The organism is Pseudomonas sp. Y3 TE3536 (assembly GCF_053629175.1).
Map to the genome: position 1 here is coordinate 2,432,559 of NZ_JBRJHU010000001.1, position 24,553 is coordinate 2,457,111.

The following is a 24,553-nucleotide window of genomic DNA, read 5'->3' on the forward strand; positions in this document are numbered from 1 at the left end:
GGCGCCTGCTGGCCCCGTCGCGGGCGAACCCGCCCCTACACGCCCGAAGCCGGGCGCGGATGCATGACCGCGCGCTGACGCTCTTGCTGGAGGAACTTCATGATGATCGGGGCGACGGCCTCGGCCCGGGTGATCAGAAACAGATGGCCGTCGTCGATAATGTGTAGCTGGGCATTGGGAATCCGCCAGGCCAGCAGGCGCATGTTGATCAGCGGGATCAACGGGTCGTCGTCGCCAGCCAGTACCAGGGTGGGCTGCTGGATCTTGTGCAGCCAGTGAATGCTGGTCCAGCCAAGCCCGGCGAACAGTTGCCAGTAATAGCCCAGCTTGCCGCCGGAGCGCACCTTGGCTGCGTGTCGCATGGCCAGGTCCGGGTCGCGGCGAAAGCCACCGCCGTAGATCAGCGGGGCGATGCGGATGACATGCGAAGGCTGGATGTAGCGCCGGGGGCTGGCCATCATCCACAGCACCTTGGGCTTGCCCGGCACCATCACCGCGCCGGCAGCCGTGGCCGCCAGCACCAGCTTCTTGCAGCGCTCGGGGTAGTCGTGGGCAAACTGCTGCGCCAGGGCGCCGCCCCACGACACGCCGATCACATTCACCTGGCCGTAGTCGAGGTAATCGAGCATGCGTGCCGTGAGCTTGGCCAGCCCCGGGAAGCGATAGGGCTGGCGTGGCGTCGACGAGCCGCCTACGCCCGGTACGTCGAAGGCGATGACTTCCAGGTCCGGGTCCAGCGCTTCGATGAACGGAAACACCAGCTCCAGGTTGGCGCCGATGCCGTTGAAGATCAGCAGCGGCGTCAGGTGCGGCTTGCCCGGGCGCACGGCAGTGCGGATGGACTGGTTGTCCAGTTCGACGGTCCTGAAGATATAGGGTGACGGCATGCGCGTGGCTCTGTGGTGAAGTGAACACCGTGGCCCACCCGCAGGTGGCCACGGCGCTGCAACTCAACGTTCGTGAACGTAAGTGCCCGGAGATGCCTCGCCAGCGGCATAGGCGCGGTTGCCCAGCCGGGTTGGCGCTTTTTTCAGGTCGCCGGCACGGTCGCCCAGCCAGTTTTGCCAGTGCAGCCACCAGGAGTCGGCATGCTTGGTCGCGTTTTCCTGCCAGGCCACGGGGTCGCCCGGGCGATCGGCGCCGGTCATGAAGCGCGCCTTGGGGTTGCCCGGTGGGTTGAGGATGCTCTGGATGTGGCCGCTGTTGGACAGCACGAACTCGATCTTGCCGCCAAACAGGTGCGCCGAGCGGTAGCAGGACGGCCACGGAGTGATGTGGTCGTTGGTGCCGGCGAGGCTGTAGATGTCGCAGGTGACCTGCTTCAGGTCGATCGGCGTGCCGCACACTTCCAGTGCACCGGGGCGGGTCAGTGGGTTGCTTTTGAACATCTCGATCAGGTCGCCATGGAAACCAGCCGGCAGGCGCGTGGTGTCGTTGTTCCAGAACAGGATGTCGAACACCGGCGGCTCGTTGCCGAGCAGGTAGTTGTTGACCCAGTAGTTCCAGATCAGGTCATTGGGGCGCATCCAGGCGAACACCTTGGCCATCTCACTGCCTTCGAGCACGCCGGCCTGGTAGGAGTGGCGCTTGGCGGCTTCGAGAGTCTGTTCATCGACGAACAGCGCGACCTGGGTGTCCATGGTGGTGTCCAGCACGCTGACCAGCAGGGTCAGGGCATTGACCTTGTTTTCGCCCAGGGCGGCGTAATGGCCCACCAGCGCGGTGCAGGTGATGCCGCCAGAGCAGGCGCCGAGCATGTTCAGGTCTTTGCTGCCGGTAATCGCCAGCACGGCATCGACCGCTTCCTTGAGCGCATCGATGTAGGTCGACAGGCCCCACTCGCGCTGGGCCTTGGTCGGGTTGCGCCAGCTGATGATGAAGGTCTGCTGTTGTGAGCGCAGGCAGAAGCGCGCCAGGCTTTTTTCCGGGCTCAGGTCGAACACGTAGAACTTGTTGATCTGCGGCGGCACCACCAGCAGTGGCCGCGCATGCACCTGTTCGGTGATGGGGCTGTACTGGATCAGCTCCAGCACGTCGTTGCGGAACACCACGGCGCCGTCGCTGGTGCCCAGGTTCTTGCCCACTTCGAAGGCGTCCATGTTCACCTGGCTGGGCATGCCACCGTTGTTGACCACGTCCTTGGCCAGGTTGGACAGGCCATCGAGCAGGCTTTTGCCACCGGTTTCAAAGAAGCGCTTGACCGCTGCCGGGTTGGACAAGGTGTTGGTCGGCGCCATGGCCTCGGTCATCAGGTTGATGACGAACTGCCCGCGGCTGATGTCCTGTGGTGACAGGTCGCTGTTGCCGATCCACTCCTGCAGCTCCTTGCGCCAGGCCAGGTAGGTTTGCAGGTAGCGGCGGTAAAGGGGGTTGTTGCTCCAGGCCGGGTCGTTGAAACGGCGGTCGTCGCTTTCGGGGGTGAGGCTGGATTTGCCCAGCAGCACGTTCTTCAGCTCCAGGCCGAAGTGCGCCACGTGCTTGGCGCTGTGTAAAGGTTGGCGCACGGCCTGGCGCAGCACGGTGCGTGCCGAGCTCAACAGGTCCTTGCGGCGGATGCCGATGACCGGGTTCAGCCCCAGGGTGTTCTCCGAGGCCTGCCGCTGCAACTCATCGTTGTTCTTGTTACTCATCTGCGACGCTCCGTTGTCCAGAGACGAGTACCGGTTGCCTGTGGCGCTTGCACAGTCCAGAGCCCGGTACTGCTACTCGGGTGACCAGTGATAAGGAACAGCGGTGCTGCGGGCCGGATGCATTCGGCGATGAGCTGCGGGGAATTCTGCGTGTGAAGACAGCCTGCTTTCGCTCGCGACCTCTACATACCGGCCAGGCCCTGATTGCCTTCAAGGCGATGCAGGGAACTTGCCAGCTCCATTGGTTACCCGACTTTCATGTAATGCGCAAGACAGCCCGTCACTGAGCTGCCTGTAGGGGCATTCAAGCAGATGAGATTAGAAAATGCGCTCTAAACGTTCGAGGGCTTGCGCTAGAGCATGAGTTTCACGACCGATTCGGCCGGGTCGCGGGATTTTCCGGCCTTATGCAGCTCGTCGAGGTACTCGGCCCACAGCTGTTCCTGGCGCAGGCACAGTTGCTCGAGGTACTCCCAGGTGAACAGGCCGCTGTCATGGCCGTCGTCGAAGGTCAATTTCAGTGCATATTGGCCGGCGGGTTCGAGGCCCGCGAGGCCGACGTTGACCTTGCCAACTTGCAGGATGGGGTTGCCGTGGCCCTGGACCTCGGCGGAAGGGGAGTGCACGCGCAGGAATTCGGCGGGCAGGTGGTAGACCTCGTTGGGGCCGTAGGTAAGGCTCAAGGTCTTGGAGGCTTTGTGCAGGTTGATGGCGGTGGGCAGGCGGGCCATGGGCTGAATCTCTCGGGAGCTGATGCTGCAAGCTTCCAGCTTCTGCGTGAGGGATTCAAGCTTGATTGGGGCTGCGTTGCAGCCCATTCGCGGCACAAGGCCGCTCCTACAGGTACACCGCTGCATTCAGTGTAGGAGCGGCCTTGTGCCGCGAATGGGCCGCAAAGCGGCCCCATACGGTCTTACAGGATATAGCGCGACAGGTCTTCGTTCTGCGCCAGCTCACCCAGGTGGCTGTTCACATAGCCCGCATCGATCTGGATCGGCGTTTCATCGTGGGTGCTGGCCAGGTCACCGGCACTGAACGACACCTCTTCGAGCAGGCGCTCGAGCAGGGTGTGCAGGCGGCGGGCACCGATGTTCTCGGTTTTCTCGTTGACCTGGTAGGCGATCTCGGCCAGGCGCTTGATACCGTCGGTGAGGAACTCGATGTTCAGCCCTTCGGTTTTCAGCAGTGCCTGGTACTGCTCGGTCAGCGAAGCGTGCGGCTCCTGCAGGATGCGCTCGAAGTCTTCTGGGGTGAGTGCCTTGAGTTCGACACGGATCGGCAGGCGGCCCTGCAGCTCAGGCACCAGGTCGCTTGGCTTGCTCAGGTGGAACGCACCCGAGGCAATGAACAGGATGTGGTCGGTCTTGACCATGCCCAGCTTGGTGTTGACGGTGCAGCCTTCGATCAACGGCAGCAGGTCGCGCTGGACACCTTCGCGGGACACATCGGCGCCGCCGACATTGCCACGCTTGGCCACTTTGTCGATTTCGTCGATGAACACGATACCGTGCTGTTCAACAGCTTCCAGGGCCTTGGCCTTGAGTTCTTCTTCGTTGACCAGGCGGCCCGCTTCTTCTTCGCGGACCATCTTCAGCGCTTCCTTGACCTTGAGCTTGCGCGCCTTGCGCTTGCCCTTGCCCATGTTGGCGAACAGGCTCTGCAGCTGGTTGGTCATCTCTTCCATGCCAGGCGGCGCGGCGATTTCGACACCTACGGCGTCAGCCACTTCGATCTCGATTTCCTTGTCGTCCAGCTGGCCTTCGCGCAGGCGCTTGCGGAACAGCTGGCGGGTGTTGGAATCGCTGCTGGTCTGCGCGGCTTCTTCGCTGAAGCTGGTGACCCGCGCCTGCGGCAGCAGGGCATCGAGGATGCGGTCTTCGGCGGCGTCTTCGGCGCGGTGGCGCACGCGGATGATTTCCTGCTCGCGGAGCATCTTCAGCGCGGCATCGGCCAGGTCACGGATGATCGATTCGACATCACGGCCGACGTAGCCGACTTCGGTGAACTTGGTCGCTTCGACCTTGATGAACGGCGCGTTGGCCAGCTTGGCCAGGCGGCGAGCGATTTCGGTCTTGCCGACACCGGTCGGGCCGATCATCAGGATGTTTTTCGGGGTCACCTCGGCGCGCAGCTCGGTCGGCAGCTGCATGCGCCGCCAGCGGTTGCGCAGGGCGATGGCCACGGCGCGCTTGGCGTCGTCCTGGCCGATGATGTGGCGGTTGAGTTCGTGAACGATTTCGCGGGGGGTCATGGACATGATGAAAATGGTCCTCGAGCAGAGCAATCAGTGTGGGAAAGTCCCGCCCTGGGCGGGACGCCAAAACAACTGATCAGTCGGCCAGGTCCTGCTCCTCGATGGTCAGGTTGTGGTTGGTGAATACGCAGATGTCACCGGCGATGTTCAGCGCGGTCTCGGCAATTTCGCGGGCCGAGAGGTCGGTCTTGTTCAGCAGGGCGCGGGCGGCGGCCTGGGCGTAGGCGCCACCGGAACCCATGGCGATCAGGCCGTCTTCGGGTTCGACCACATCGCCGTTACCGGTAATGATCAAGGATGCATCCTTGTTGGCCACGGCCAGCATGGCCTCCAGGCGGCTCAGGGAGCGGTCGGTACGCCATTCCTTGGCCAGCTCGACGGCGGCACGGACCAGGTGGCCCTGGTGTTTCTCCAGTTGGCCTTCAAAGCGTTCGAACAGGGTGAAGGCATCGGCGGTGGCACCGGCGAAGCCTGCAATGACCTGGCCGTGGTACAGGCGACGGACCTTTTTGGCGTTGCCTTTCATCACGGTGTTGCCGAGGGAAACCTGGCCGTCGCCGCCCATGACGACTTTGCCGTTACGGCGGACAGAAACGATGGTGGTCAAGGGGAGAGTCTCCACGCAGCGGGGCGAAAGTGCCTGATGCAGACTCATATGGGGGTGGGGGGAAGGATTTCAACCTTGGGGGATGAGCGGTTGAGCTTGGCAGGCACATTTGTGCTGGCTCATTCGCGGGGCAAGCCCGCTCCCACAGGTTCTCCGCTTGCCTTGATGATGCGAAGATCCTGTGGGGGCTTGGCGGGCACATTTGTGCTGGCTCATTCGCGGGGCAAGCCCGCTCCCACAGGTTCTCCGCTTGCCTTGATGATTGCGAAGGTCCTGTGGGAGCGGGCTTGCCCCGCGAATGGGCCGCAGAGCGGCCCCTGGGGTTACTCAGGCCTCGTGGCAGACGTGCCCATCGACCAAGGTATAACGCACAGCGCCAGGCAGGCAGTGGCCGATGAACGGGCAGTTCTCGCCACGGGACAGCCACTGCTCGCCGGCAACGGTCGAGGCTTTCGGGTCGAACAGCACCAGGTCCGCCGCGCCACCTACCTTCAGTTCACCCGCCGGCAGGCGCATGGCTGCAGCCGGGCCGCTGGTCAAGCGAGCCAGCAAGGTCGGCAGGTCGAGCAGGCCGTCTTCGACCAGGGTCATGGCCAGTGGCAGCAGCACTTCGACACTGCTGATACCAGGCTCCGTGGCACCGAACGGCGCCAGCTTGGCATCGCGCTCGTGCGGTTGGTGATGGCTGGAGATCGCCTGGATCACCCCCGACTTGACGGCTGCGCGCAGGCCGTCGCGGTCGGCGGCGGTGCGCAGCGGTGGCTGCACGTGGTACAGGCTGGAAAACTCGCGCAGCGACTCGTCGGTGAGAATCAGCTGGTACAGCGCCACGTCGGCGGTCACCGGCAGGCCCAGTTCCTGGGCCTGGGCGATCAAGCGCGCGCCGCGGGCGCTGGTGATCTGGGTGAAGTGCGCCCGCACGCCGCTCTGTTCGACCAGCAGCAGGTTGCGCGCCAAGGCCACGGTCTCGGCAGTTTCCGGGATGCCCGGCAGGCCGAGGAAGCTGGCCATGGCGCCTTCATGGGCCAGGCCACCGTGGGACAGGTCGCGGTCCTGGGAGTGGAACACCACGGTCAGGTCGAAGGTGGCGGCGTACTCCAGGGCACGGGCCAGGGTACGGTTGTTGGGGATTTGCTGCAGGCCATTGCCGAAGGCCACGCAACCGGTGTCGCGCAGGGCCACCAGCTCGGCCAGTTGCTCGCCTTCCAGGCCCTTGGTCAGGGCGCCGATCGGGTAGACCTTGCTGTTGCCGGCTTCGCGGGCACGGTCAAGGATCAGCTCGGCCACGGCCGAGGTGTCCAGCACCGGTTTGGTCTGCGGCGGGCAGCACAGGCTGGTCACACCGCCGGCCACGGCGGCGCGGGTTTCGCTGGCGATGTTGCCTTTGCGGCTGTAGCCCGGCTCGCGCAGAGAGACGTCGAGGTCGACCAAGCCAGGCGCTGCAATCAGGCCATCGGCCTGGATCGTGCGGCTGGCGCTGAAGCCGGCCGGTGCTGCGCCGATGGCGGCAATGCGGCCGCCGTCCAGGTGCAGGTCGGTGATTTGGTCCAGGCCGCTGTTGGGGTCGATGACCCGGGCGCCAAGAATACTGATGCTCACAGGGCGTTCTCCTGGTCGAGTTGGCGTTGCGCGTTTTGCCCGCTCATGGCCATGGACAGCACGGCCATGCGCACGGCGATGCCGTACGTCACCTGGTTGAGGATCACCGAGTGCTTGCCGTCGGCCACTGCCGATTCGATCTCTACACCGCGGTTGATCGGGCCAGGGTGCATGACGATGGCATCGGGCTTGGCACCGGCCAGGCGTGCGGTGGTCAGGCCGAACAGGCGGTAGAACTCGCCCTCGCTCGGCAGCAGGCCACCGGCCATGCGCTCACGCTGCAGGCGCAGCATGATTACCACGTCGACGTCTTTCAGGCCTTCGGCGAGGTCGGTGTAGACCTTCACGCCGTATTGCTCGATGCCGATCGGGATCAGGGTTTTCGGGCCGATCACGCGGATGTCCGGGCAGCCCAGCGCCTTGAGCGCGAGCATGTCGGAACGCGCCACGCGCGAATGCAGGATATCGCCGACGATGGCGACAGACAGGTTCTCGAAGCTGCCCTTGTGCCGACGGATGGTCAGCATGTCGAGCATGCCTTGGGTTGGGTGCGCATGGCGGCCATCGCCACCGTTGATCACGGCCACATCGGGGCACACGTGTTCAGCGATGAAGTGCGCGGCGCCCGAATCGGAGTGGCGCACGACGAACATGTCGGCAGCCATGGCTTCCAGGTTGCGCAGGGTGTCGAACAGGGTTTCGCCCTTGCTGGTCGAGGAAGTCGACACGTTGAGGCTGATCACGTCGGCAGACAGGCGCTGCGCGGCCAGTTCGAAAGTGGTGCGGGTACGGGTGGAGTTCTCGAAGAACACGTTGCAGACGGTCTTGCCGCGCAGCAACGGGACTTTTTTCACGGCCCGGGCACCGACTTCCAGGAAGGAGTCGGCGGTGTCGAGGATCTCGGTCAGCAGTTCGCGGGGCAAACCGTCGAGCGAGAGAAAGTGGCGCAGCTGGCCCTGATCATTGAGCTGCAGCGGGCGCTTGGCGTCGATTGGCGTCATCGCGGGGGACTCTTAAAGGGCGGAAGCGGAGGCGAGGTCCTGGCGCTCGAGGGCGAGCGGTGCGGGTCCGGTCAATTTTACCCGTTCATGGGCTGCCAGCGACAGGGTGGCACCCAGCACATTGGGGCGAATTGGCAGCTCGCCGGCATCCAGGTCGAGCAGGCAGACCAGGGTGACGCTGGCCGGGCGGCCGTAATCGAACAGCTCGTTGAGCGCGGCACGGATGGTGCGACCGCTCATCAGGACGTCGTCGATCAGGACCAGGTGCTGGCCTTCGATTTCGAACGGTAACTCGGACGGGCGTACTTGCGGGTGCAGGCCGTTCTGGCTGAAGTCATCGCGGTAGAACGACACGTCCAGGGTGCCCATGGGGCTGGTATCGCCCATTTCTTCCTGCAGGGCCTGGGCGACCCAGACGCCGCCCGTGCGGATGCCGATGAAGCGCGGCTCGGTGATAGCACGGCGGGCCAGGTGGGCGCGAAGGTCGACAGCCATCTGCCGGATCAGATCGGCGGGATTGGGTAGGCTCATTGCGTGCTCCTCGGGGGCCGCCGGCTCTGCCCGGCGGCAAAGATGATCAGGTATTGGCCTCCAGCCAGCCTTGCAGCAGCAGGGCGGCGGCAATGGCGTCGACCGGGTTGTCGCGGTAGCTGCCGCGCTGGCCACCACGGGTCAGGCGTTCGCCTTTAGCCTCGAAGGTGGTCAGGCGTTCGTCGTGGGTGTGCACGGGCAGGTTGAAGCGGCCGTTCAGGCGCCGGGCGAATTTCTCGGCGCGCGCGCTCATCTCGCTGGGGGTGCCGTCCATGTTCAGCGGCAGGCCGACGACGATGGCGTCGGGCTTCCATTCAGCGACCAGTTTTTCCACCTGGGCCCAGTCCGGCACGCCGTTCTGCGCTTTCAGGGTGCACAGCTCGCGGGCCTGGCCAGTGATGACCTGGCCAACCGCCACCCCGATCTGTTTGGTGCCGTAGTCAAAGCCCAGCAGCAGGCGTAGCTCGGCCATCAGGCGTGGCCCGCCTGGCTGGTCAGCAGGCTGAGGTTGATGCCCAGGCTGGCGGCGGCGGCGTTCAGGCGCTGGTCGCTGGCGAGGCCGAAGATGATCTCGGGGTCGAACGGGCAGTTGAGCCAGGCATTGTCGGCCAGTTCGGCTTCCAGCTGGCCGGCTTCCCAGCCCGCGTAGCCCAGGGTAATCAGGCTGTTTTGCGGCCCCACGCCCTCGGCAATGGCAAACAACACGTCCTGCGAGGTGGACAGCGACAGGCCTTGCAGTTCGACGGTGGCCTGGTAGGTGCACTCGCTGGAGTGCAGCACGAAGCCGCGATCGGTTTGCACCGGGCCGCCCTGGTAGATCGGCACGTGCAGCGTGCTGGCCGGGGGTTCATCGTCCGGGCGCAACTGTTCGAGGATGTCGGCCAGGCTGAGCTCCTGCGGTCGGTTGACCACCAGGCCCATGGCGCCATTGGCGTTGTGCTCGACGATGTACGTGAGGGTCTGGGCAAAGTTCGGATCGGCCATGTGCGGCATGGCGATCAGGAACTGATGCTTGAGGTAGCTCGGGGCGAGGGTTTTCATGGGGGATAGTGTGGCGCCAGGTGGCGAGGCTGACAAGGTGCTCTGCAGGGCTTACTTGATCCCTGTGGGAGCGGGTTTACCCGCGAATGCGTCAGATCAGGCAATTATGTTGCCTTGTCGAACGCTTTCGCGGGTAAACCCGCTCCCACAGAGGCCAGTACAGCCAGCAAATCAGTTACTGGACAACCGGTCCCCACGGGCAAAGCGCCAGGTACGGATGATCTCCAGCCGGTCGAATTCCGCCAAGTCCCCGGTAAACGGCGCAAACGGCGCCGCCAGCCTCACAATACGTTGCGCCGCCTGGTCCAGCACCGGTTGCCCGGACGATTCCAGCACCAGCACTTCGTACAGCGAGCCATCGCGGTTGATCGAGACCATCATGCGCAAGTTACCGTAGATCTGCTGGCGCCGCGCTTCGTCAGGGTAATTGAGGTTGCCCACCCGCTCGACCTTCTTGCGCCATTCTTCCTTGTACCAGGCGCCCTTGTCGCGCATGGTCGAGGCGGCGTTGAGGCGGTGGATGCGCGGGCGTTTGGCATACAGCTGCTGTTCATTGGACAGCTCTGCCTCAAGGCTGGCGATCTGGCTGGACAGCTGCGAGCTGTCGAAATCAGGCGTGGGCGTTGCAGGCTTTGGTTGCGCCTTGCTTTCCTTGGGCTTGGGCTCGACTTTGTGAGGCTTGGCGGCCTTGGTCACCACGGCCGACTTCTCAGGTGTGGGCGGCGGTGCGACCTCGGGCTTGGCCGCAGGCGGGGGCGTGACCTTGTTGATCTTGCTGTCCTGGAAGGGGGCGAGTTCGGTGGTCTTGGGCACCGCCTTCTTCTCCAGTGTGCCGCTGCCTTGCTGGTTGTCCTGAGCCTGGAAATCGGCCTTCTCGGGCGCTTTCTCGCTTTTGAAAGTGGCGAGGGTGATGTCCATGGTATGGCGGATTTCAGCCGGCTTGACCACGGTAAAACCGACGCCAAGGATCAGCGCCAGGTGCACCAGGGCAGCCAGGAACAGGGTAAAGCCGAGCCGGTCCACCGGGCGAACGCGCGGTGGCAGCAGGTCGGAGGGGATGTCAGCGGGCAGCGTCATCAGGTATCCAGCAACCGCGGGGCGGGGCAGCAGGCCAAGTAAAAAGGACCCGTATCATACCCCACTCCGCGATTGTGCCGCGCGTTGCCGGTCAGCGCGCCTTCAGCTGGCGATCAATGGCGTCCATCAATTGCCCGCCGATGTCGGTGTTGAAGGCGTTGTCGATCTCGCGAATACAGGTCGGGCTGGTGACGTTGATTTCGGTGAGGTGCTCGCCAATCACGTCCAGGCCAACGAACAGCAGCCCTTTCGCGCGCAGGGTCGGGCCGACCTGGGCGGCGATCCAGCGGTCACGTTCGGTCAGCGGTCGCGCTTCGCCACGGCCACCGGCGGCCAGGTTGCCGCGGGTTTCGCCACTGGCCGGGATGCGCGCCAGGCAGTAGTCGACCGGCTCGCCGTCGATCATCAGGATGCGCTTGTCGCCGTCCTTGATCGCTGGCAGGTAGGCCTGCGCCATGATCTGCTGCGCGCCCAGGGCGGTCAGGGTTTCGAGGATCACCGACAGGTTGGGGTCGCCGACCCGGTGGCGGAAGATCGAAGTGCCGCCCATGCCGTCCAGCGGCTTGAGGATCACGTCGCCATGCTTGGCCGCGAATTCGCGAATGATGTCCGGGCGGCGGCTGACCAGGGTCGGTGGCGTGCACTGCGGGAACAACGTGGCGAACAGTTTTTCGTTGCAGTCGCGCAGGCTCTGCGGGCGGTTGACCACCAGCACGCCTTCGGCCTCGGCCTGCTCCAGCAGGTAAGTGCTGTAGACGAATTCCATGTCGAACGGCGGGTCCTTGCGCATCAGGATCACGTCCAGCTCGGCCAGGGGGCTGTCCTGCTCGTCGCCCAGCTCGAACCAGCGCGCCGGGTCGGCGAACACGTTTAGCGGGCGCATGCGTGCACGGGCCTTGCCTTCGCCCTGGTACAGGTCGCGCTGTTCCATGTAGAACAGGCTCCAGCCGCGTGCCTGGGCGGCCAGCAGCATGGCCAGCGAGCTGTCCTTCTTGTAGGAGATGGACGCGATGGGGTCCATGACAATGCCGAGGCGAACGCTCATGGGGTGGTTCCTCTTGGCGGCGCGCAGCCGCGATGGATCGAAAGAAAAGTGGCTCAGGGTGGCGCCGGGAGCGCCGATGGTCAAGGGGCGCAGCAGATGGAATGGCTACCCGGAGTGTGCTAAAAATGCGAGGCACAATGCTGCGCAAACCTGTAGGAGCGGCCTTGTGTCGCGAAAGGGTCGCAACGCGGCCCCAGCAATTCTGGCCTGAGCAGCGACGGTAGCCCAAGTGATGGAACAACCCCTGAAGGTCATGGTGATCGACGACTCACGCACGATCCGCCGTACCGCGCAGATGTTGCTCGGCGAAGCGGGTTGCGAGGTGATTACCGCCAGCGATGGTTTCGATGCCCTGGCCAAGATCGTCGATCACCAGCCACGCATCATCTTCGTCGATGTGCTGATGCCGCGCCTGGACGGTTACCAGACCTGCGCCGTGATCAAGCACAACAGCGCTTTCAAGGACATACCGGTGATCCTCCTGTCGTCGCGCGACGGCCTGTTCGACAAGGCCCGCGGGCGGGTGGTGGGCTCCGACCAGTTCCTCACCAAGCCGTTCAGCAAAGAAGAACTGCTCGAAGCGATCAGGGCCCATGTGCCTGGTTTTGCCGAACACCAACAACACGCACCCTGACCGCGTCCGCCATGGCGCGGTCTTACTTTCCTGATGGGGAAACAGCATGGCCCGAGTTCTGATTGTCGACGACTCGCCGACAGAGATGTACAGATTGACCGAATGGCTGGAAAAGCACGGCTACGAGGTGCTCAAGGCCAACAACGGTGGCGATGGCGTGGCCCTGGCCCGTCAGGAAAAGCCCGACGCGGTGCTGATGGACATCGTCATGCCCGGCATGAACGGCTTCCAGGCCACTCGCCAGCTGAGCAAGGACGAGGAAACCAGCGCCATTCCGGTGATCGTGGTAACCACCAAGGACCAGGAAACCGACCGTATCTGGGCGACGCGCCAGGGCGCCCGCGACTTCCTGACCAAACCGGTCGAAGAAGACGCACTGATCGCCAAGCTCAAAGAAGTGCTGGGGGCTTGACCACCCGCCCTCATGGCGCGTCGCTGACCGCCTTCGAGTTGCTGCTGGACATCGACCGGCGCTGCCGCCTGCTGGTGGCGGACCAGCCCCCGCAGGACACCCGCCTGCAACAGTGGAGCGGGATCGGCTTTCGGATTGCCGGGCAGTGGTTCGTCGCGCCCATGGGCGAGGTGGCCGAAGTGCTGCGCGAACCGCGCAGCAGCCGTGTTCCTGGGGTTCAGCCCTGGGTCTGCGGGGTCGCCAACTTGCGCGGGCGGTTGCTGCCGGTTATGGACCTGAGCAGCTTCTTCGGGCTTGGCCCGGCCGCCCCCGGCAAGCAGCGGCGGGTGCTGGTGCTGGACCATGAGGACCTGTTCGTCGGCCTGCTGGTGGACGAAGTACTGGGGCTGCAGCACTTTGCCCTGAGCAGCCTGGAGCTGTCGCCCCCGCAGCCATTGATCCGCGCGGCTGCCCGCTTTGTGCAGGGGCACTTCCCGCGTGAACGCAATTGGGCAATTTTCAGCCCCTTCGCCCTGGCCCAGGCGCCGGGCTTTCTTGATGTGGCGTTATAGGACCTGCGAACGTGAACAAGCCTGCCACCAGCGCTACCGCAACGCCCATGGCTCCGCGTACGCGCAGCATCGCGCAGATCACCGTGCTGTTTTTGGTGCTGATCCTGTCGATCATCCTGTTGTTCGCCAATTTCGCCTACCTGAGCACCCAGTCCAACTACGACAAACAGTACATCGGCCATGCCGGTGAGCTTCGCGTGCTGTCCCAGCGGATTGCCAAGAACGCCACCGAGGCGGCGACGGGCAAGGCCTTGGCGTTCAAGCTGCTGTCGGATGCGCGCAACGATTTCGAGCGGCGCTGGAGCTACCTGCGCGAAGGTGACACGTCCACCGGCCTGCCAGCGGCACCGGCCACGGTGCGCGATGAGATGGAAGCCGTCCGCCAGGACTGGGAGAACCTGCGCAAGAACACCGATACCATCCTGGCCAGCGAGCAGACGGTGTTGTCGCTGCACCAGGTGGCGGCGACGCTTGCCGAGACCGTGCCGCAGTTGCAGGTCGAATACGAAAAGGTGGTCGAAATCCTGCTGCAGAGCGGTGCCCCGGCCAACCAGGTGGTCGTCGCCCAGCGCCAGTTGCTGCTGGCTGAGCGCATCCTCGGTTCGGTCAACACGGTGCTGGCCGGTGACGACACCGCGGCCCAGGCCGCCGATGCCTTCGGCCGCGATGCCGGGCGTTTTGGCCAGGTGCTGGAGGGCATGCTCAACGGCAACCCCGCGCTGCAGGTGACCCGCGTCGAGGACGCCGATGCCCGGGCGCGGTTGGCTGAAATCGCCGAGCTGTTCCAGTTCGTGGCCGGCTCGGTGGACGAAATCCTCGAAACATCGCCCGAACTGTTCCGCGTGCGTGAAGCCGCAGGCAACATCTTCAGCCTGTCGCAAACCCTGCTCGACGAGGCCTCGCACCTGGCCAACGGCTTCGAGAACCTGGCCGGCGGGCGTACCCTGGACACGGTCGGCGGCTACGTCCTGGGCCTGCTGGCGCTGGCCTCGATCATCCTCATTGGCCTGGTCATGGTGCGCACCACCAACCGGCAACTGCGCGAGACCGCAGAGAAGAACGAACGCAACCAGCAGGCGATCATGCGCCTGCTCGACGAGATCGAAGAGCTGGCCGATGGCGACCTGACCGTCACCGTGTCGGTTACCGAAGACTTTACCGGCGCCATCGCCGACTCGATCAACTACTCCGTCGACCAACTGCGTGACCTGGTCGCCACCATCAACCACAGCGCCGTGCAAGTGGCCGCTGCCGTGCAGGACACGCAGAACACCGCGCGTCAGCTGGCCAAAGCGTCCGAGCACCAGGCCGCGCAAATCAGCGAGGCGTCCGAGGCGGTGGGCGACATGGTCGAATCGATCGACCGGGTGTCGGCGCATGCCTATGAGTCGGCCAAGGTGGCCGAGCGCTCGGTGGCGATCGCCAACAAGGGCAACGAGGTGGTGCACAACACCATCAACGGCATGGACAACATTCGCGAACAGATCCAGGACACCGCCAAGCGCATCAAGCGCCTGGGTGAGTCGTCACAGGAGATCGGCGACATCGTTAGCCTGATCGACGACATTGCCGACCAAACCAACATCCTGGCCCTCAACGCCGCGATCCAAGCCTCGCTGGCCGGTGAAGCCGGGCGTGGTTTCGCGGTCGTTGCCGACGAAGTGCAGCGCCTGGCCGAGCGTTCGTCGTCGGCCACGCGGCAGATCGAGGCGCTGGTGCGCACCATTCAGGCCGATACCAACGAGGCGGTGATCTCCATGGAGCAGACCACCGCCGAAGTGGTGCGCGGCGCGCGCCTGGCCCAGGATGCCGGGGTGGCGCTGGCGGAGATCGAAGGCGTGTCGCAAAACCTGGCCGAGCTGATCCACAGTATTTCCGACGCGGCCCAGTTGCAGACGTCTTCTGCCGGGCAGATCTCCCACACCATGGCCGTCATCCAGCAGATCACCGCGCAGACGTCTGCCGGGTCCGGCGCCACTGCCGACAGCATCCGCCACCTGGCACGCATGGCCAGCGAGATGCGCCGGTCTGTTTCTGGTTTCACCCTGCCGGCACCTGCCGAGCCGCGCTGAGGAATGCCCATGGCTTCTGCCGCTGTAAGCCCCGAGCGCCACGAAACGGTAGCGCTGGCCTGGACCAAGGCTGCCATCCTCGACTGCCTGGGCCAGGCGCGACAGGCCCTGGAGCGCTTTGCTGGCGAGCCGGGCGATCTGTCCATGCTGGCCTTCGTGGTCGACAACCTGCACCAGGTGCACGGTTGCCTGCGCATGCTCGAGTTGCGCGGTGCGACGCGCCTGGCTGAAGAGCTGGAGCTGTTCGCCCGGGCCTTGGCCGACGGCCAGGTCAGCCCGCGCGGCGACTGCCTGGGGGCGCTGTTCCGTGGCCTGGAGCAACTGCCGTCGTACCTGGAACGGCTGCGCGGCGCGCGCCACGACCTGCCCTTGGTGATGCTGCCGTTGCTCAACCAGCTGCGCGCCTGCCGCGGCGTGGAGCCCCTGGCCCAGGCCAGCCTCATCAGTGGCACTGCCCAGCGCTTTGCCGGCTCCGATGACCTGGCCAACCTTGACCTGTCGCTGGGCAACTGGCGGGAACAGATGCAGGCCGGGCCCGGCCGCGATGCCCTGCGCTCGGTGGTGAGCGCGCTGTGCGACGACCTGATGCGCATCAAGGAACGCCTGGACCAGTTCGTGCGCGGCGACCGTCAGCACAGCGAACAGTCCGAAGCCCTGCTCGCACCGTTGCGCCATGTCGCCGACACCCTGGCAGTGCTGGGCTTCCAGCAGCCGCGGCGGGTGATCATCGACCAGGTGCTGGCGCTGCAGGCCTTGGCCCCCGGCGAGGGCTCGGTGGATGACGCGGTCTTGATGGATGTGGCGGGCGCCCTGTTGTATGTGGAGGCGACCCTCAATGGCATGGTCGGCCCGCTGGAAGAAAGCGGGCAGGGCGGGATGCCGGGCTCGGACCTCACCGAGATCCGCCAGTTGGTGCTGAGCGAGTCGCTGGCCGTACTGCAGCAGGCCAAGGACTTGATTGGTGATTGCCTGGAGTCCGACTGGCCCCGGCAGCGCCTGCAGCCGCTGCCAGGGCTGCTGCAGCAAGTGCGCGGGGCGCTGGCGATGCTGATGCTGGCGGGCCCTGCCGACGTGTTTGCCGGCTGCGCCAGCTACGTGCAACGCTGGTTGCAGCACCTGGACGTCGAGCCGCCAGCCGATGAGCTGGCGCACCTGGCCGATGCCCTGAGCGCAGCCGAATGCTACCTGCAATGGCGGGTGGCCGACCCGCTTGCCGATGCTCAGCCCTTCATCGAAATGGCGCGCGCCAGCCTCGCGGCACTGGGCGTGGCCTGCGCGGTCAGCGAAACCGGCTTCGGCCAACAAGACTACGGCGATGGTATCGACGACGAGCTGCGCGAGGTGTTCCTCGACGAGGCCGGTGAACTGCTGCCGGAAATCGAGCGCCACTGGCTGCGCTGGCGAGCCGACAACCAGCAGCGCGAGGCACTGCTGGAAGTGCGCCGTGCGCTGCATACGCTCAAGGGCAGCGGGCGCATGGTGCATGCCGAGGCGGTGGCCGAGCTGGCCTGGGGCGCGGAGCACCTGCTCAATCGAATGCTCGAAGGCCGAAGCGTGCTCACCCCGGAAGGGGTGGTCGCCTTGCAGCAAGTGTTCGTCCACCTGCCTGACCTGTTGGCCGACTTTGCCGCCGGGCAGTTACCGCAGCTGACCGAAATCGAGCAACTGGCCGGGCATCTGCATGCCCTGGCCGAAAACGATGCGCCACCTGCTGCTGAGGTGGATGGCCTCGATCCGCACTTGCTGGACATCTTCCGCAGCGAGGCGCACGGCCACCTGGCCAGCCTCGAGGCATTCTTGCAGGGCGCCGACGGCCACGACACCCCGGTCAGCGACAGTCTGCAACGCGCCTTGCACACGCTCAAGGGCAGCGCCGCCATGGCGGGCGTGATGCCCGTCGCCGAGCTGGCTACCGCCTTCGACCGCCTCGCGCGTGAGTACAAGGGCCACCAGTTGCCCCTGCAAGTGGCTGAAATCGAATGGCTGGAGGCCGGGCGTTCATTGTTCCACCTGGGCCTGGCACAGCTGGACAGCACGCCGCTGGCGGCCATCCCGGGTGCCGCCGAATTGATCGAACAAGTGGGCCAGGCGGTGGATGTGCGCCTGGCCACCCTGCATGAAGACCCGCAGCATGCGCGCCGCAACAAGCGCGACCCGCAATTGACCGCCAGCTTCCTGGCCCAGGCCATGGACATTCTGCTCGACGCCGAGTCGTTGCTGTCGCGCTGGCAAGAGCAGCCGGGGCAGCGCCAGGCGCTGGACACCCTGCTCGATGAGCTGACCAGCCTGGGCCACGCGGCGCACCTGGCTGACCTGTGGCAGATGGACGATGTCTGCGAGGCCCTGCTCGACGTCTATGGTGCCGTGGAAGAGGGCAGCCTGGCCGCCGACGCACGCTTTTTCGCCCAGGCGCAGGCAGGCCATGAAGCGCTGCTGGACATGCTCGACGAGGTGGCTGCCGGGCAGGAGATTTCGCCCAGGCCGGCGCTGATCGACAGCTTGCGCAGCCTCTTGGCGCAGGCCTTGGCACCTGAGGCCACGGGCCTTGTGGGCATTGATACGGTCACCCCGTTGCACCCCGACATGGACCTTGGCCTGGGGCTGTCGCGCAACCTGGCACTGCCGCCAGCGAGCGAGCCGTTGACTGAAGAGCCTGAAAGCCCAGGCGACAAGGAGCTGCTGGAAGTCTTCCTGGAAGAAAGCTCGGACATCGTCGAAAGCGCCGCTGCGGCCCTGGCGCGCTGGCAGGCCGACCCGCGCAGCAGTGTCGAGGTGGATAACCTGCTGCGTGACCTGCATACCCTCAAAGGCGGTGCCCGCATGGTCGAGATCGCCGCCATCGGCGACCTGGCCCACGAGCTGGAATTTCTTTACGAACTGCTCGCTGCCGGCCGCCTGCCGCCGAGCCCGCCGTTGTTCGCTTTGTTGCAAAATTGCCATGACCGCCTGGCGCACATGCTCGATGCGGTGCGCCTGGGGCAGCCGCTGCATGCCGCCACGGCGCTGATCGATTACATCCGCAACTTCAGCAGTGCGGCCCTGACCGACAGCGCGGCGGGCCAAGGTCCTGTCGAGGCTTCGGCCCTCGAAGTGCCTGCTGCCGCGCCGGAGCGAGCGGCCGGCGACATGGTCAAGGTCGATGCCGAACTGCTCGACGACCTGGGCAACCTGGCCGGTGAGCATTCGGTGATCCGTGGCCGCATCGAGCAGCAGGTCAACGACGCCCAGTTCACCCTCAACGAAATGGAAACCACCCTGGAGCGCATGCGTGACCAGCTGCTGCGCCTGGATGTCGAGACCCAGGGGCGGATCTCGAGCCGGCAGCCGTTCGAGAGCGACGCCTACGACGATTTCGACCCCCTTGAAATGGACCGCCACTCGCAGCTGCAGCAGCTGTCGCGGGCCCTGTTCGAGTCGGCCTCCGACCTGCTCGACCTGAAGGAAACCCTGGCCCAGCGTGCCCAGGAAGCCTACGGCCTGTTGCAGCAGCAGGCGCGGGTGAACAGCCAGTTGCAGGAAGGCCTGACCGCGACCCTGATGGTGCCCTTCGAACGCTTGGTGCCGCGCTTGCAACGCGTGGTGCGGCAGGTGGCCAGCGAACTGGGCAAGCAGGTTGAACTGGTGGTGGGCAACGCCGAAGGTGAGCTGGACCGCAGTGTGCTCGAGCGCATGGTGGCGCCCTTGGAGCACATGCTGCGCAACGCCGTCGACCATGGCCTGGAAAGCCGCGAAGCACGCCTGGCTGCCGGCAAACCGGAGCACGGCACGATTCACCTGAACCTGTTGCACGAAGGCGCCGACATCGTCATCGAGATGACCGACGATGGCGCCGGCGTACCCTTGGAGGCCGTGCGGCGCAAGGCGATCAAGCGTGGCCTGCTGGACCCGCAGGCGCACTTGAGCGATCACGAGGTCTTGCAGTTCATCCTGCGCCCCGGTTTCTCCACCGCCGAGAAGATCACCCAGATTTCCGGGCGTGGCCTGGGCATGGATGTGGTGCACGAAGAGGTCAAGCAACTGGGGGGCTCGATGACCATCGAGTCGGCCCAGGGCAAGGGCGCACGCTTTCTGATCCGCCTGCCGTTCACGGTGTCGATCAACCGCGCGCTGATGGTGCACCTGGGCGAGGACCAATACGCGATCCCGCTCAATACCATCGAAGGCATTGTCCGCGTGCCGCCTGCGGAGCTGGCGGCGTGCTACCAACTGGATGCCCCGCGTTACGTCTACGCAGGCCACACCTACGACCTGCGTTACCTGGGTGAATTGCTGCAAGGCCAGCCACGGCCCAGCCTGCTTGGGCAAAGCGTGCCGCTGCCGGTGCTGCTGGTGCACTCTCAGGAGCAGTCGTTCGCCATCCAGGCTGACAGCCTGTCACCCAGCCGGGAGATCGTGGTGAAGAGCCTCGGCCCGCAATTCGCTGCGGTCGCTGGGTTGTCGGGCGCCACCTTGTTGGGCGACGGCCGGGTCGTGTTGATTCTCGACCTGCTGGGCCAGTTGCGTGGCCAGCAACGGCGCCTGGCGCGCTTGCCGGGCGGCGGCGATGCCCAGCGGCAATTGTTCGGCCCGGCGCCGCGCCGGTCACTGCTGGTGATGGTGGTGGACGATTCGGTCACCGTGCGCAAGGTCACCAGCCGGCTGCTGGAGCGTCATGGCATGAGCGTGCTCACTGCCAAGGACGGGGTCGATGCCATGGCGCAGTTGGAAGAGCATCGGCCGGATGTGTTGCTGCTGGACATCGAGATGCCCCGCATGGACGGTTTCGAGGTGGCCACGCGCATTCGCCGTGACGAGCGCCTGAAGGATTTGCCAATCATCATGATCACCTCGCGCACCGGGCAGAAGCACCGCGACCGGGCCATGGCCATTGGTGTCAACGAATACCTGGGCAAGCCTTACCAGGAGTCTGTGTTGCTGCAGAGCATTGCCCACTGGAGCCAAACCCATGCTTGAGCTGATCTCGGGCCAGCGCAGCAGCCTTACCGGCCTGTTGTTGCCCTTGGGCGACCGTACCTTGGTCTTGCCCAATGTCGCCGTGGCCGAACTGTTTGGCCAGCGCAACCTGGTGTGCCAGCGTGGCGAGCCCGCCTGGCACCTGGGCTGGATCGACTGGCGCAAGCAGCGTTTGCCACTGATCGGCTTCGAGGCCGCATGCGGCGGCGAAACCCCGTGTGGCGAGCGCGCGCGCATCGTGGTGCTCAATGCCCTGGGCGATACCGGGCTGCGCTACCTGGCGGTGCTGCTGCAGGACATTCCACGCTCGTGCAAGCTCGACAGCCAGCTCAATTATGTGGATGTGGCGCTGGGCAGCCTGGAGCTGGCGGCGGTGCAGGTGGGCGAGCAGGTGGCGCGGGTGCCGGACCTGGTGGCCTTGGAACGGCTGGTGCGTGACGCGGATCTGCAACCTCTCGCAGGATAGGCTGCGGATAGCGCGGTCCCTGTAGGAGCAGCCTTGCGCTGCGAAGAGGCCGCAAAACACTGCGCAGATCTACTGTGTAATCACTGGCCTCTTCGCAGCACAAGGCTGCTCCTACAAAGGGTTGGATTACCAGAGGACCGCGCAGGTTTTTGGAACCCAGCCCCTCACAGGAGGTCTGTGTTTGCATGTATTACGGTGAACGCTTCAACGCCTGGACCCACTTGGTCGGCGCCATCCTGGCCTGCATCGGTGCCATCTGGCTGATCGTCGTCGCGGGCCTGCAGGGCGACCCCTGGAAGATCGTCAGTTTCTCCATTTACGGCGGCACGCTGTTGCTGCTGTACAGCATTTCCACCCTCTACCACAGCACGCGTGGGCGGGCGAAGGTGATCATGCGCAAGCTCGATCACCTGTCGATCTACCTGCTGATCGCCGGCAGCTACACCCCGTTCTGCCTGGTCAGCTTGCGCGGGCCTTGGGGCTGGAGTTTGTTCGGGGTGGTCTGGGGGTTGGCGGTGATCGGCATGCTGCAGGAGATCAAGCCCCGCTCCGAGGCGCGGGTGCTGTCGATCATCATCTATGCGGTGATGGGCTGGATTGTCCTGGTGGCGGTCAACCCGCTGCTGCGCAGCCTCGGTACCGCCGGTTTCGCCTGGTTGGCGGCCGGCGGGGTGTTCTACACGGTGGGCATCATCTTCTTTGCCTTCGACAGCCGCTTTCGCCACTGGCACGGCATCTGGCACCTGTTCGTGATCGCCGGCAGCCTGCTGCACTTCATCGCCGTGTCGTTCTACGTACTTTAGGCGCCGGGTTAAAAATCGCCCCACAACTGCTGTGCCACCGACAGCGCCACCACTGGCGCGGTTTCGGTGCGCAGCACGCGTGGGCCGAGGCGCGCGGCGTGGAAGCCGGCGGCCTTGGCCTGGTCGACTTCAGCGTCGTTCAGGCCGCCTTCGGGGCCGATCAGGAAGGCCAGGCGTGACGGTGTGTCGTGGCTGGTCAGTGGTTCGGCCACCGGGTGCAGGACCAGTTTCAGGTCGGCTTCGGTGGTTTTGATCCATTCGGCCAGTGTCACCGGCGGATGGATCACGGGCAGGCTCGACCGGCCGCACTGTTCACAGGCACTGATGGCCACCTGGCGCCAGTGGGCCAGGCGCTTGTCGGCGCGTTCGTCCTTGAGGCGCACTTCACAGCGCTCGCTGACGATCGGGGTGATTTCGTTGGCGCCCAGTTCGGTGGCCTTCTGAATGGCCCAATCCATGCGCTCGCCACGGGACAGGCCCTGGCCAAGGTGGATGTGCAGCGCCGATTCGGCTTGGCCAGCCAGGGCCTGGTCCAGTGTCACGCGCACGGTTTTCTTGCCGACTTCGAGCAACTGGCCACGGTATTCCTGGCCGCTGCCGTCGAACAGTTGCACGGCGTCACCGGGGGCCATGCGCAGCACGCGGCCGATGTAATGGGCCTGGGCTTCGGGCAGGTCATGCTCGCCAAGGCTCAGGGGGGCGTCGATGAAGAAGCGGGACAGTCTCATGGTTCAGCTCGGACGAAAAGGGATCATGTGACCCTGTGGGAGCGGGTTCACCCGCGAATGCGAAGGTGGGGGCAACATCGCATTCGCGGGAACCCGCTCCCACAGGGTCGGCGGCGGGCTTTCGGGCCTAGCCCGGGTCGCGGAAGTCGGGGTGGAAGTTGGCCGGTACGGCAACGCTGACGCTGTCGCGGGTGGCGATGTCGATGCCTTCGCTGGCCACCTCGGCGAGGAAGTCGATCTGCTCGGGCGTGATCACATACGGCGGCAGGAAGTACACCACGCTGCCAAGCGGGCGCAGCAGCGCGCCGCGGGTCAGGGCGTGCTCGAAGACCTTCAAGCCACGGCGCTCCTGCCAGGGGTAGGCAACCTTGCCGGCCTTGTCCTGGACCATCTCGATGGCCAGGGCCATGCCGGTCTGGCGGATTTCGGCGACATGCGCATGGTCGGCCAGGTGCGCGGTGGCCGTGGCCATGCGCACGGACAAGGCCTTGTTGGCCTCGATCACGTTGTCCTGTTCGAAAATATCCAGGGTCGCCAGCGCTGCGGCGCAGGCCAGCGGGTTGCCGGTGTAGCTGTGCGAGTGGAGGAACGCGCGCAGGGTCGGGTAGTCGTCGTAGAAGGCCTGGTACACGGTATCGGTGGTCAGGCACGCGGCCAGCGGCAGGTAGCCCCCGGTCAGGGCCTTGGACAGGCACAGGAAGTCTGGGCGGATGCCGGCCTGTTCGCAGGCGAACATCGTCCCGGTGCGGCCGAAGCCCACGGCGATTTCGTCGTGGATCAGGTGCACGCCGTAGCGGTCACACGCTTCGCGCAGCAGTTTCAGGTAAACCGGGTGGTACATGCGCATGCCGCCTGCGCCCTGGATCAGCGGCTCGATGATCACCGCGCTGATGGTGGCGTGGTGCTCGGCCAGGGTTTGTTCCATGGCCTGGAACAGGTTGCGCGAGTGTTCTTCCCAACCCATGCCCTCAGGGCGCAGGTAGCAATCGGGGCTGGGCACCTTGATGGTGTCGAGCAGCAGCGCCTTGTAGGTTTCGGTGAACAGCGGCACGTCGCCCACCGACATCGCGGCAATGGTTTCGCCATGGTAGCTGTTGGTCAGCGTGACGAAGCGCTTCTTCTCGGGTTTGCCGATGTTCTGCCAGTAATGGAAGCTCATCTTCAACGCGACTTCGATGCAGGATGAGCCGTTGTCGGCGTAGAACACCCGGTCCAGCCCGGCCGGGGTCATGGCGACCAGGCGCTCGGACAGCTCGATCACCGGCTGGTGGCTGAAACCGGCCAGGATCACGTGCTCCAGCTGGTCGACCTGGTCCTTGATGCGCTGGTTGATGCGCGGGTTGGCATGGCCGAACACGTTGACCCACCAACTGCTCACGGCGTCCAGGTAGCGCTTGCCTTCGAAGTCCTCCAGCCACACGCCTTCACCACGCTTGATCGGGATCAGCGGCAGTTGCTCGTGGTCTTTCATCTGGGTGCAGGGGTGCCACAGGACCTTGAGGTCACGTTGCATCCACTGATCGTTGAGGCCCATGGGTACTTCTCCTGGCTTTGCTGCTGGCTTGGACCGCGTAAGCCTAAGCAAAGCTGGAGGGCACCACAACCGCTGGCAGTCATTGTCGTCGGGTACCGGTCCATTCGAGCTTGCGAATGTGCACCGTGCCGGCCTGCGAGGTGGAGATGGTCAGGCGGCGGAAGGGGCCGTCGATCACTTGTTCACAAGGTTGGGTGACAATAGGGCCGGGCCTAAGGTCCGGGTAGTCGTTGCCTTCGACGGTGAGCCAATAGAAGTTGCGAGGTGCCGGAACGAGCATGTCGTAATAATGGTTCTGAGCATCAAAGAGCATGTGCACGTTATCGTAGGGAAAATCTCTCACCACGTAGTATTCCAGCCACAAGCTTTCGACTTCCTCTGTGAAAGCAATCTGGACTTCAGAGTGTTCGCCTATGACCAACTCAGTGCCATCCTCGCCCTTGAACGCCTCGAAGCCCGACCAGGAGGTGCTGTTGGAGTGAATGGTGAGGCCTGATGGCATATCCAGTGGCTGTTGGTACCTGAGAAACTGTGGCACGACACCGGTGAAATGCTCCTCGAAGATCATGCGCAGGCCCTCCTGATGGGCTTTTGGCGATTATCGCCAGCATCGCC

Annotated in this window: 22 protein-coding genes; 7 read left to right on the plus strand and 15 right to left on the minus strand. The window is 64.8% G+C overall.

The window, feature by feature from the left end; all coding sequences use genetic code 11:
• Positions 1 to 35 precede the first annotated feature (35 nt).
• The 12 genes from phaZ to gshB all read right to left on the minus strand — a co-directional run bounded on the left by phaZ (position 36) and on the right by gshB (position 11,785).
• Complete coding sequence (gene phaZ / locus AB7M33_RS10950; RefSeq protein ID WP_099430640.1) at positions 36 to 887, minus strand: poly(3-hydroxyalkanoate) depolymerase; 852 nt, start codon at positions 885 to 887, stop codon at positions 36 to 38.
• A 63-nt stretch (positions 888 to 950) separates the two neighbouring features.
• Complete coding sequence (gene phaC, locus AB7M33_RS10955) at positions 951 to 2,630, minus strand: class II poly(R)-hydroxyalkanoic acid synthase (protein ID WP_265970101.1); 1,680 nt, start codon at positions 2,628 to 2,630, stop codon at positions 951 to 953.
• Between the two features lie 353 nt (positions 2,631 to 2,983).
• Entirely contained in the window at positions 2,984 to 3,361 is a 378-nt protein-coding gene (locus AB7M33_RS10960; protein WP_099430638.1) for a gamma-butyrobetaine hydroxylase-like domain-containing protein, read from the minus strand.
• Positions 3,362 to 3,543: 182 nt separating this feature from the next.
• The gene (gene hslU, locus AB7M33_RS10965; protein ID WP_099430637.1) at positions 3,544 to 4,887 is read right to left on the minus strand and encodes an ATP-dependent protease ATPase subunit HslU; all 1,344 of its coding nucleotides are present in this window, start codon (positions 4,885 to 4,887) and stop codon (positions 3,544 to 3,546) included.
• A 73-nt stretch (positions 4,888 to 4,960) separates the two neighbouring features.
• Positions 4,961 to 5,491, minus strand: a complete 531-nt coding sequence (gene hslV / locus AB7M33_RS10970) for an ATP-dependent protease subunit HslV (RefSeq protein WP_003249309.1) — start codon at positions 5,489 to 5,491, stop codon at positions 4,961 to 4,963.
• A gap of 327 nt (positions 5,492 to 5,818) precedes the next feature.
• A complete protein-coding gene (locus AB7M33_RS10975; RefSeq protein ID WP_454242833.1) occupies positions 5,819 to 7,090 on the minus strand; it encodes a dihydroorotase in 1,272 nt (423 codons plus the stop codon).
• A complete protein-coding gene (locus AB7M33_RS10980; protein ID WP_027592428.1) occupies positions 7,087 to 8,091 on the minus strand; it encodes an aspartate carbamoyltransferase catalytic subunit in 1,005 nt (334 codons plus the stop codon). The genes AB7M33_RS10975 and AB7M33_RS10980 overlap by 4 nt, the downstream gene beginning before the upstream one ends.
• A gap of 12 nt (positions 8,092 to 8,103) precedes the next feature.
• Complete coding sequence (gene pyrR, locus AB7M33_RS10985; RefSeq protein ID WP_027592429.1) at positions 8,104 to 8,622, minus strand: bifunctional pyr operon transcriptional regulator/uracil phosphoribosyltransferase PyrR; 519 nt, start codon at positions 8,620 to 8,622, stop codon at positions 8,104 to 8,106.
• Between the two features lie 46 nt (positions 8,623 to 8,668).
• The gene (gene ruvX, locus AB7M33_RS10990) at positions 8,669 to 9,094 is read right to left on the minus strand and encodes a Holliday junction resolvase RuvX (RefSeq protein ID WP_027592430.1); all 426 of its coding nucleotides are present in this window, start codon (positions 9,092 to 9,094) and stop codon (positions 8,669 to 8,671) included.
• Positions 9,094 to 9,663, minus strand: coding sequence for a YqgE/AlgH family protein (locus AB7M33_RS10995; protein WP_027592431.1), 570 nt, complete (start codon positions 9,661 to 9,663; stop codon positions 9,094 to 9,096). Before AB7M33_RS10995 ends, ruvX begins: the two co-directional genes overlap by 1 nt.
• 171 nt (positions 9,664 to 9,834) lie before the next feature.
• Positions 9,835 to 10,740, minus strand: coding sequence for an energy transducer TonB (locus AB7M33_RS11000; protein WP_027592432.1), 906 nt, complete (start codon positions 10,738 to 10,740; stop codon positions 9,835 to 9,837).
• Positions 10,741 to 10,831: 91 nt separating this feature from the next.
• Positions 10,832 to 11,785 (minus strand): glutathione synthase, encoded by a 954-nt coding sequence (gene gshB / locus AB7M33_RS11005; RefSeq protein ID WP_027592433.1) that lies wholly within the window; start codon positions 11,783 to 11,785, stop codon positions 10,832 to 10,834.
• 232 nt (positions 11,786 to 12,017) lie between these two features.
• Here gshB and AB7M33_RS11010 point away from each other — a divergent pair, with 232 nt between their 5' ends.
• The 7 genes from AB7M33_RS11010 to trhA all read left to right on the plus strand — a co-directional run bounded on the left by AB7M33_RS11010 (position 12,018) and on the right by trhA (position 21,676).
• Entirely contained in the window at positions 12,018 to 12,419 is a 402-nt protein-coding gene (locus tag AB7M33_RS11010) for a response regulator (protein WP_027592434.1), read from the plus strand.
• Positions 12,420 to 12,465: 46 nt separating this feature from the next.
• Positions 12,466 to 12,831: a twitching motility response regulator PilH gene (gene pilH, locus AB7M33_RS11015; protein ID WP_454242834.1), complete on the plus strand. Its 366-nt coding sequence runs from the start codon at positions 12,466 to 12,468 to the stop codon at positions 12,829 to 12,831.
• Complete coding sequence (locus AB7M33_RS11020; RefSeq protein WP_027592436.1) at positions 12,828 to 13,382, plus strand: chemotaxis protein CheW; 555 nt, start codon at positions 12,828 to 12,830, stop codon at positions 13,380 to 13,382. Before pilH ends, AB7M33_RS11020 begins: the two co-directional genes overlap by 4 nt.
• Before the next feature lie 47 nt (positions 13,383 to 13,429).
• Positions 13,430 to 15,454 (plus strand): methyl-accepting chemotaxis protein, encoded by a 2,025-nt coding sequence (locus tag AB7M33_RS11025; protein WP_189662490.1) that lies wholly within the window; start codon positions 13,430 to 13,432, stop codon positions 15,452 to 15,454.
• 9 nt (positions 15,455 to 15,463) lie between these two features.
• On the plus strand, positions 15,464 to 20,407 hold the full coding sequence (locus AB7M33_RS11030; protein WP_454242835.1) for an Hpt domain-containing protein: 4,944 nt from the start codon (positions 15,464 to 15,466) through the stop codon (positions 20,405 to 20,407).
• On the plus strand, positions 20,400 to 20,873 hold the full coding sequence (locus AB7M33_RS11035) for a chemotaxis protein CheW (protein ID WP_027592439.1): 474 nt from the start codon (positions 20,400 to 20,402) through the stop codon (positions 20,871 to 20,873). Before AB7M33_RS11030 ends, AB7M33_RS11035 begins: the two co-directional genes overlap by 8 nt.
• Positions 20,874 to 21,058: 185 nt before the next feature.
• The gene (gene trhA, locus AB7M33_RS11040) at positions 21,059 to 21,676 is read left to right on the plus strand and encodes a PAQR family membrane homeostasis protein TrhA (protein WP_027592440.1); all 618 of its coding nucleotides are present in this window, start codon (positions 21,059 to 21,061) and stop codon (positions 21,674 to 21,676) included.
• Positions 21,677 to 21,684: 8 nt separating this feature from the next.
• Here trhA and AB7M33_RS11045 read toward each other — a convergent pair whose 3' ends face one another.
• The 3 genes from AB7M33_RS11045 to AB7M33_RS11055 all read right to left on the minus strand — a co-directional run bounded on the left by AB7M33_RS11045 (position 21,685) and on the right by AB7M33_RS11055 (position 24,506).
• A complete protein-coding gene (locus AB7M33_RS11045; protein WP_085272272.1) occupies positions 21,685 to 22,404 on the minus strand; it encodes a 16S rRNA (uracil(1498)-N(3))-methyltransferase in 720 nt (239 codons plus the stop codon).
• 127 nt (positions 22,405 to 22,531) lie between these two features.
• Positions 22,532 to 23,938 (minus strand): adenosylmethionine--8-amino-7-oxononanoate transaminase, encoded by a 1,407-nt coding sequence (locus AB7M33_RS11050; protein ID WP_027592442.1) that lies wholly within the window; start codon positions 23,936 to 23,938, stop codon positions 22,532 to 22,534.
• A 79-nt stretch (positions 23,939 to 24,017) separates the two neighbouring features.
• On the minus strand, positions 24,018 to 24,506 hold the full coding sequence (locus tag AB7M33_RS11055) for a hypothetical protein (protein WP_265968819.1): 489 nt from the start codon (positions 24,504 to 24,506) through the stop codon (positions 24,018 to 24,020).
• Positions 24,507 to 24,553 lie beyond the last annotated feature (47 nt).

Coding starts and splice junctions, on each gene's coding strand:
- phaZ (WP_099430640.1), bottom strand. CDS start 887: ATGCCGTCACCCTATATCTTCAGGACCGTCGAACTGGACAACCAGTCC.
- phaC (WP_265970101.1), bottom strand. CDS start 2,630: ATGAGTAACAAGAACAACGATGAGTTGCAGCGGCAGGCCTCGGAGAAC.
- AB7M33_RS10960 (WP_099430638.1), bottom strand. CDS start 3,361: ATGGCCCGCCTGCCCACCGCCATCAACCTGCACAAAGCCTCCAAGACC.
- hslU (WP_099430637.1), bottom strand. CDS start 4,887: ATGTCCATGACCCCCCGCGAAATCGTTCACGAACTCAACCGCCACATC.
- AB7M33_RS10980 (WP_027592428.1), bottom strand. CDS start 8,091: ATGACGCCAATCGACGCCAAGCGCCCGCTGCAGCTCAATGATCAGGGC.
- pyrR (WP_027592429.1), bottom strand. CDS start 8,622: ATGAGCCTACCCAATCCCGCCGATCTGATCCGGCAGATGGCTGTCGAC.
- ruvX (WP_027592430.1), bottom strand. CDS start 9,094: ATGGCCGAGCTACGCCTGCTGCTGGGCTTTGACTACGGCACCAAACAG.
- AB7M33_RS10995 (WP_027592431.1), bottom strand. CDS start 9,663: ATGAAAACCCTCGCCCCGAGCTACCTCAAGCATCAGTTCCTGATCGCC.
- AB7M33_RS11000 (WP_027592432.1), bottom strand. CDS start 10,740: ATGACGCTGCCCGCTGACATCCCCTCCGACCTGCTGCCACCGCGCGTT.
- gshB (WP_027592433.1), bottom strand. CDS start 11,785: ATGAGCGTTCGCCTCGGCATTGTCATGGACCCCATCGCGTCCATCTCC.
- AB7M33_RS11010 (WP_027592434.1), top strand. CDS start 12,018: ATGGAACAACCCCTGAAGGTCATGGTGATCGACGACTCACGCACGATC.
- pilH (WP_454242834.1), top strand. CDS start 12,466: ATGGCCCGAGTTCTGATTGTCGACGACTCGCCGACAGAGATGTACAGA.
- AB7M33_RS11025 (WP_189662490.1), top strand. CDS start 13,430: ATGGCTCCGCGTACGCGCAGCATCGCGCAGATCACCGTGCTGTTTTTG.
- AB7M33_RS11030 (WP_454242835.1), top strand. CDS start 15,464: ATGGCTTCTGCCGCTGTAAGCCCCGAGCGCCACGAAACGGTAGCGCTG.
- AB7M33_RS11035 (WP_027592439.1), top strand. CDS start 20,400: ATGCTTGAGCTGATCTCGGGCCAGCGCAGCAGCCTTACCGGCCTGTTG.
- trhA (WP_027592440.1), top strand. CDS start 21,059: ATGTATTACGGTGAACGCTTCAACGCCTGGACCCACTTGGTCGGCGCC.
- AB7M33_RS11045 (WP_085272272.1), bottom strand. CDS start 22,404: ATGAGACTGTCCCGCTTCTTCATCGACGCCCCCCTGAGCCTTGGCGAG.
- AB7M33_RS11050 (WP_027592442.1), bottom strand. CDS start 23,938: ATGGGCCTCAACGATCAGTGGATGCAACGTGACCTCAAGGTCCTGTGG.
- AB7M33_RS11055 (WP_265968819.1), bottom strand. CDS start 24,506: ATGATCTTCGAGGAGCATTTCACCGGTGTCGTGCCACAGTTTCTCAGG.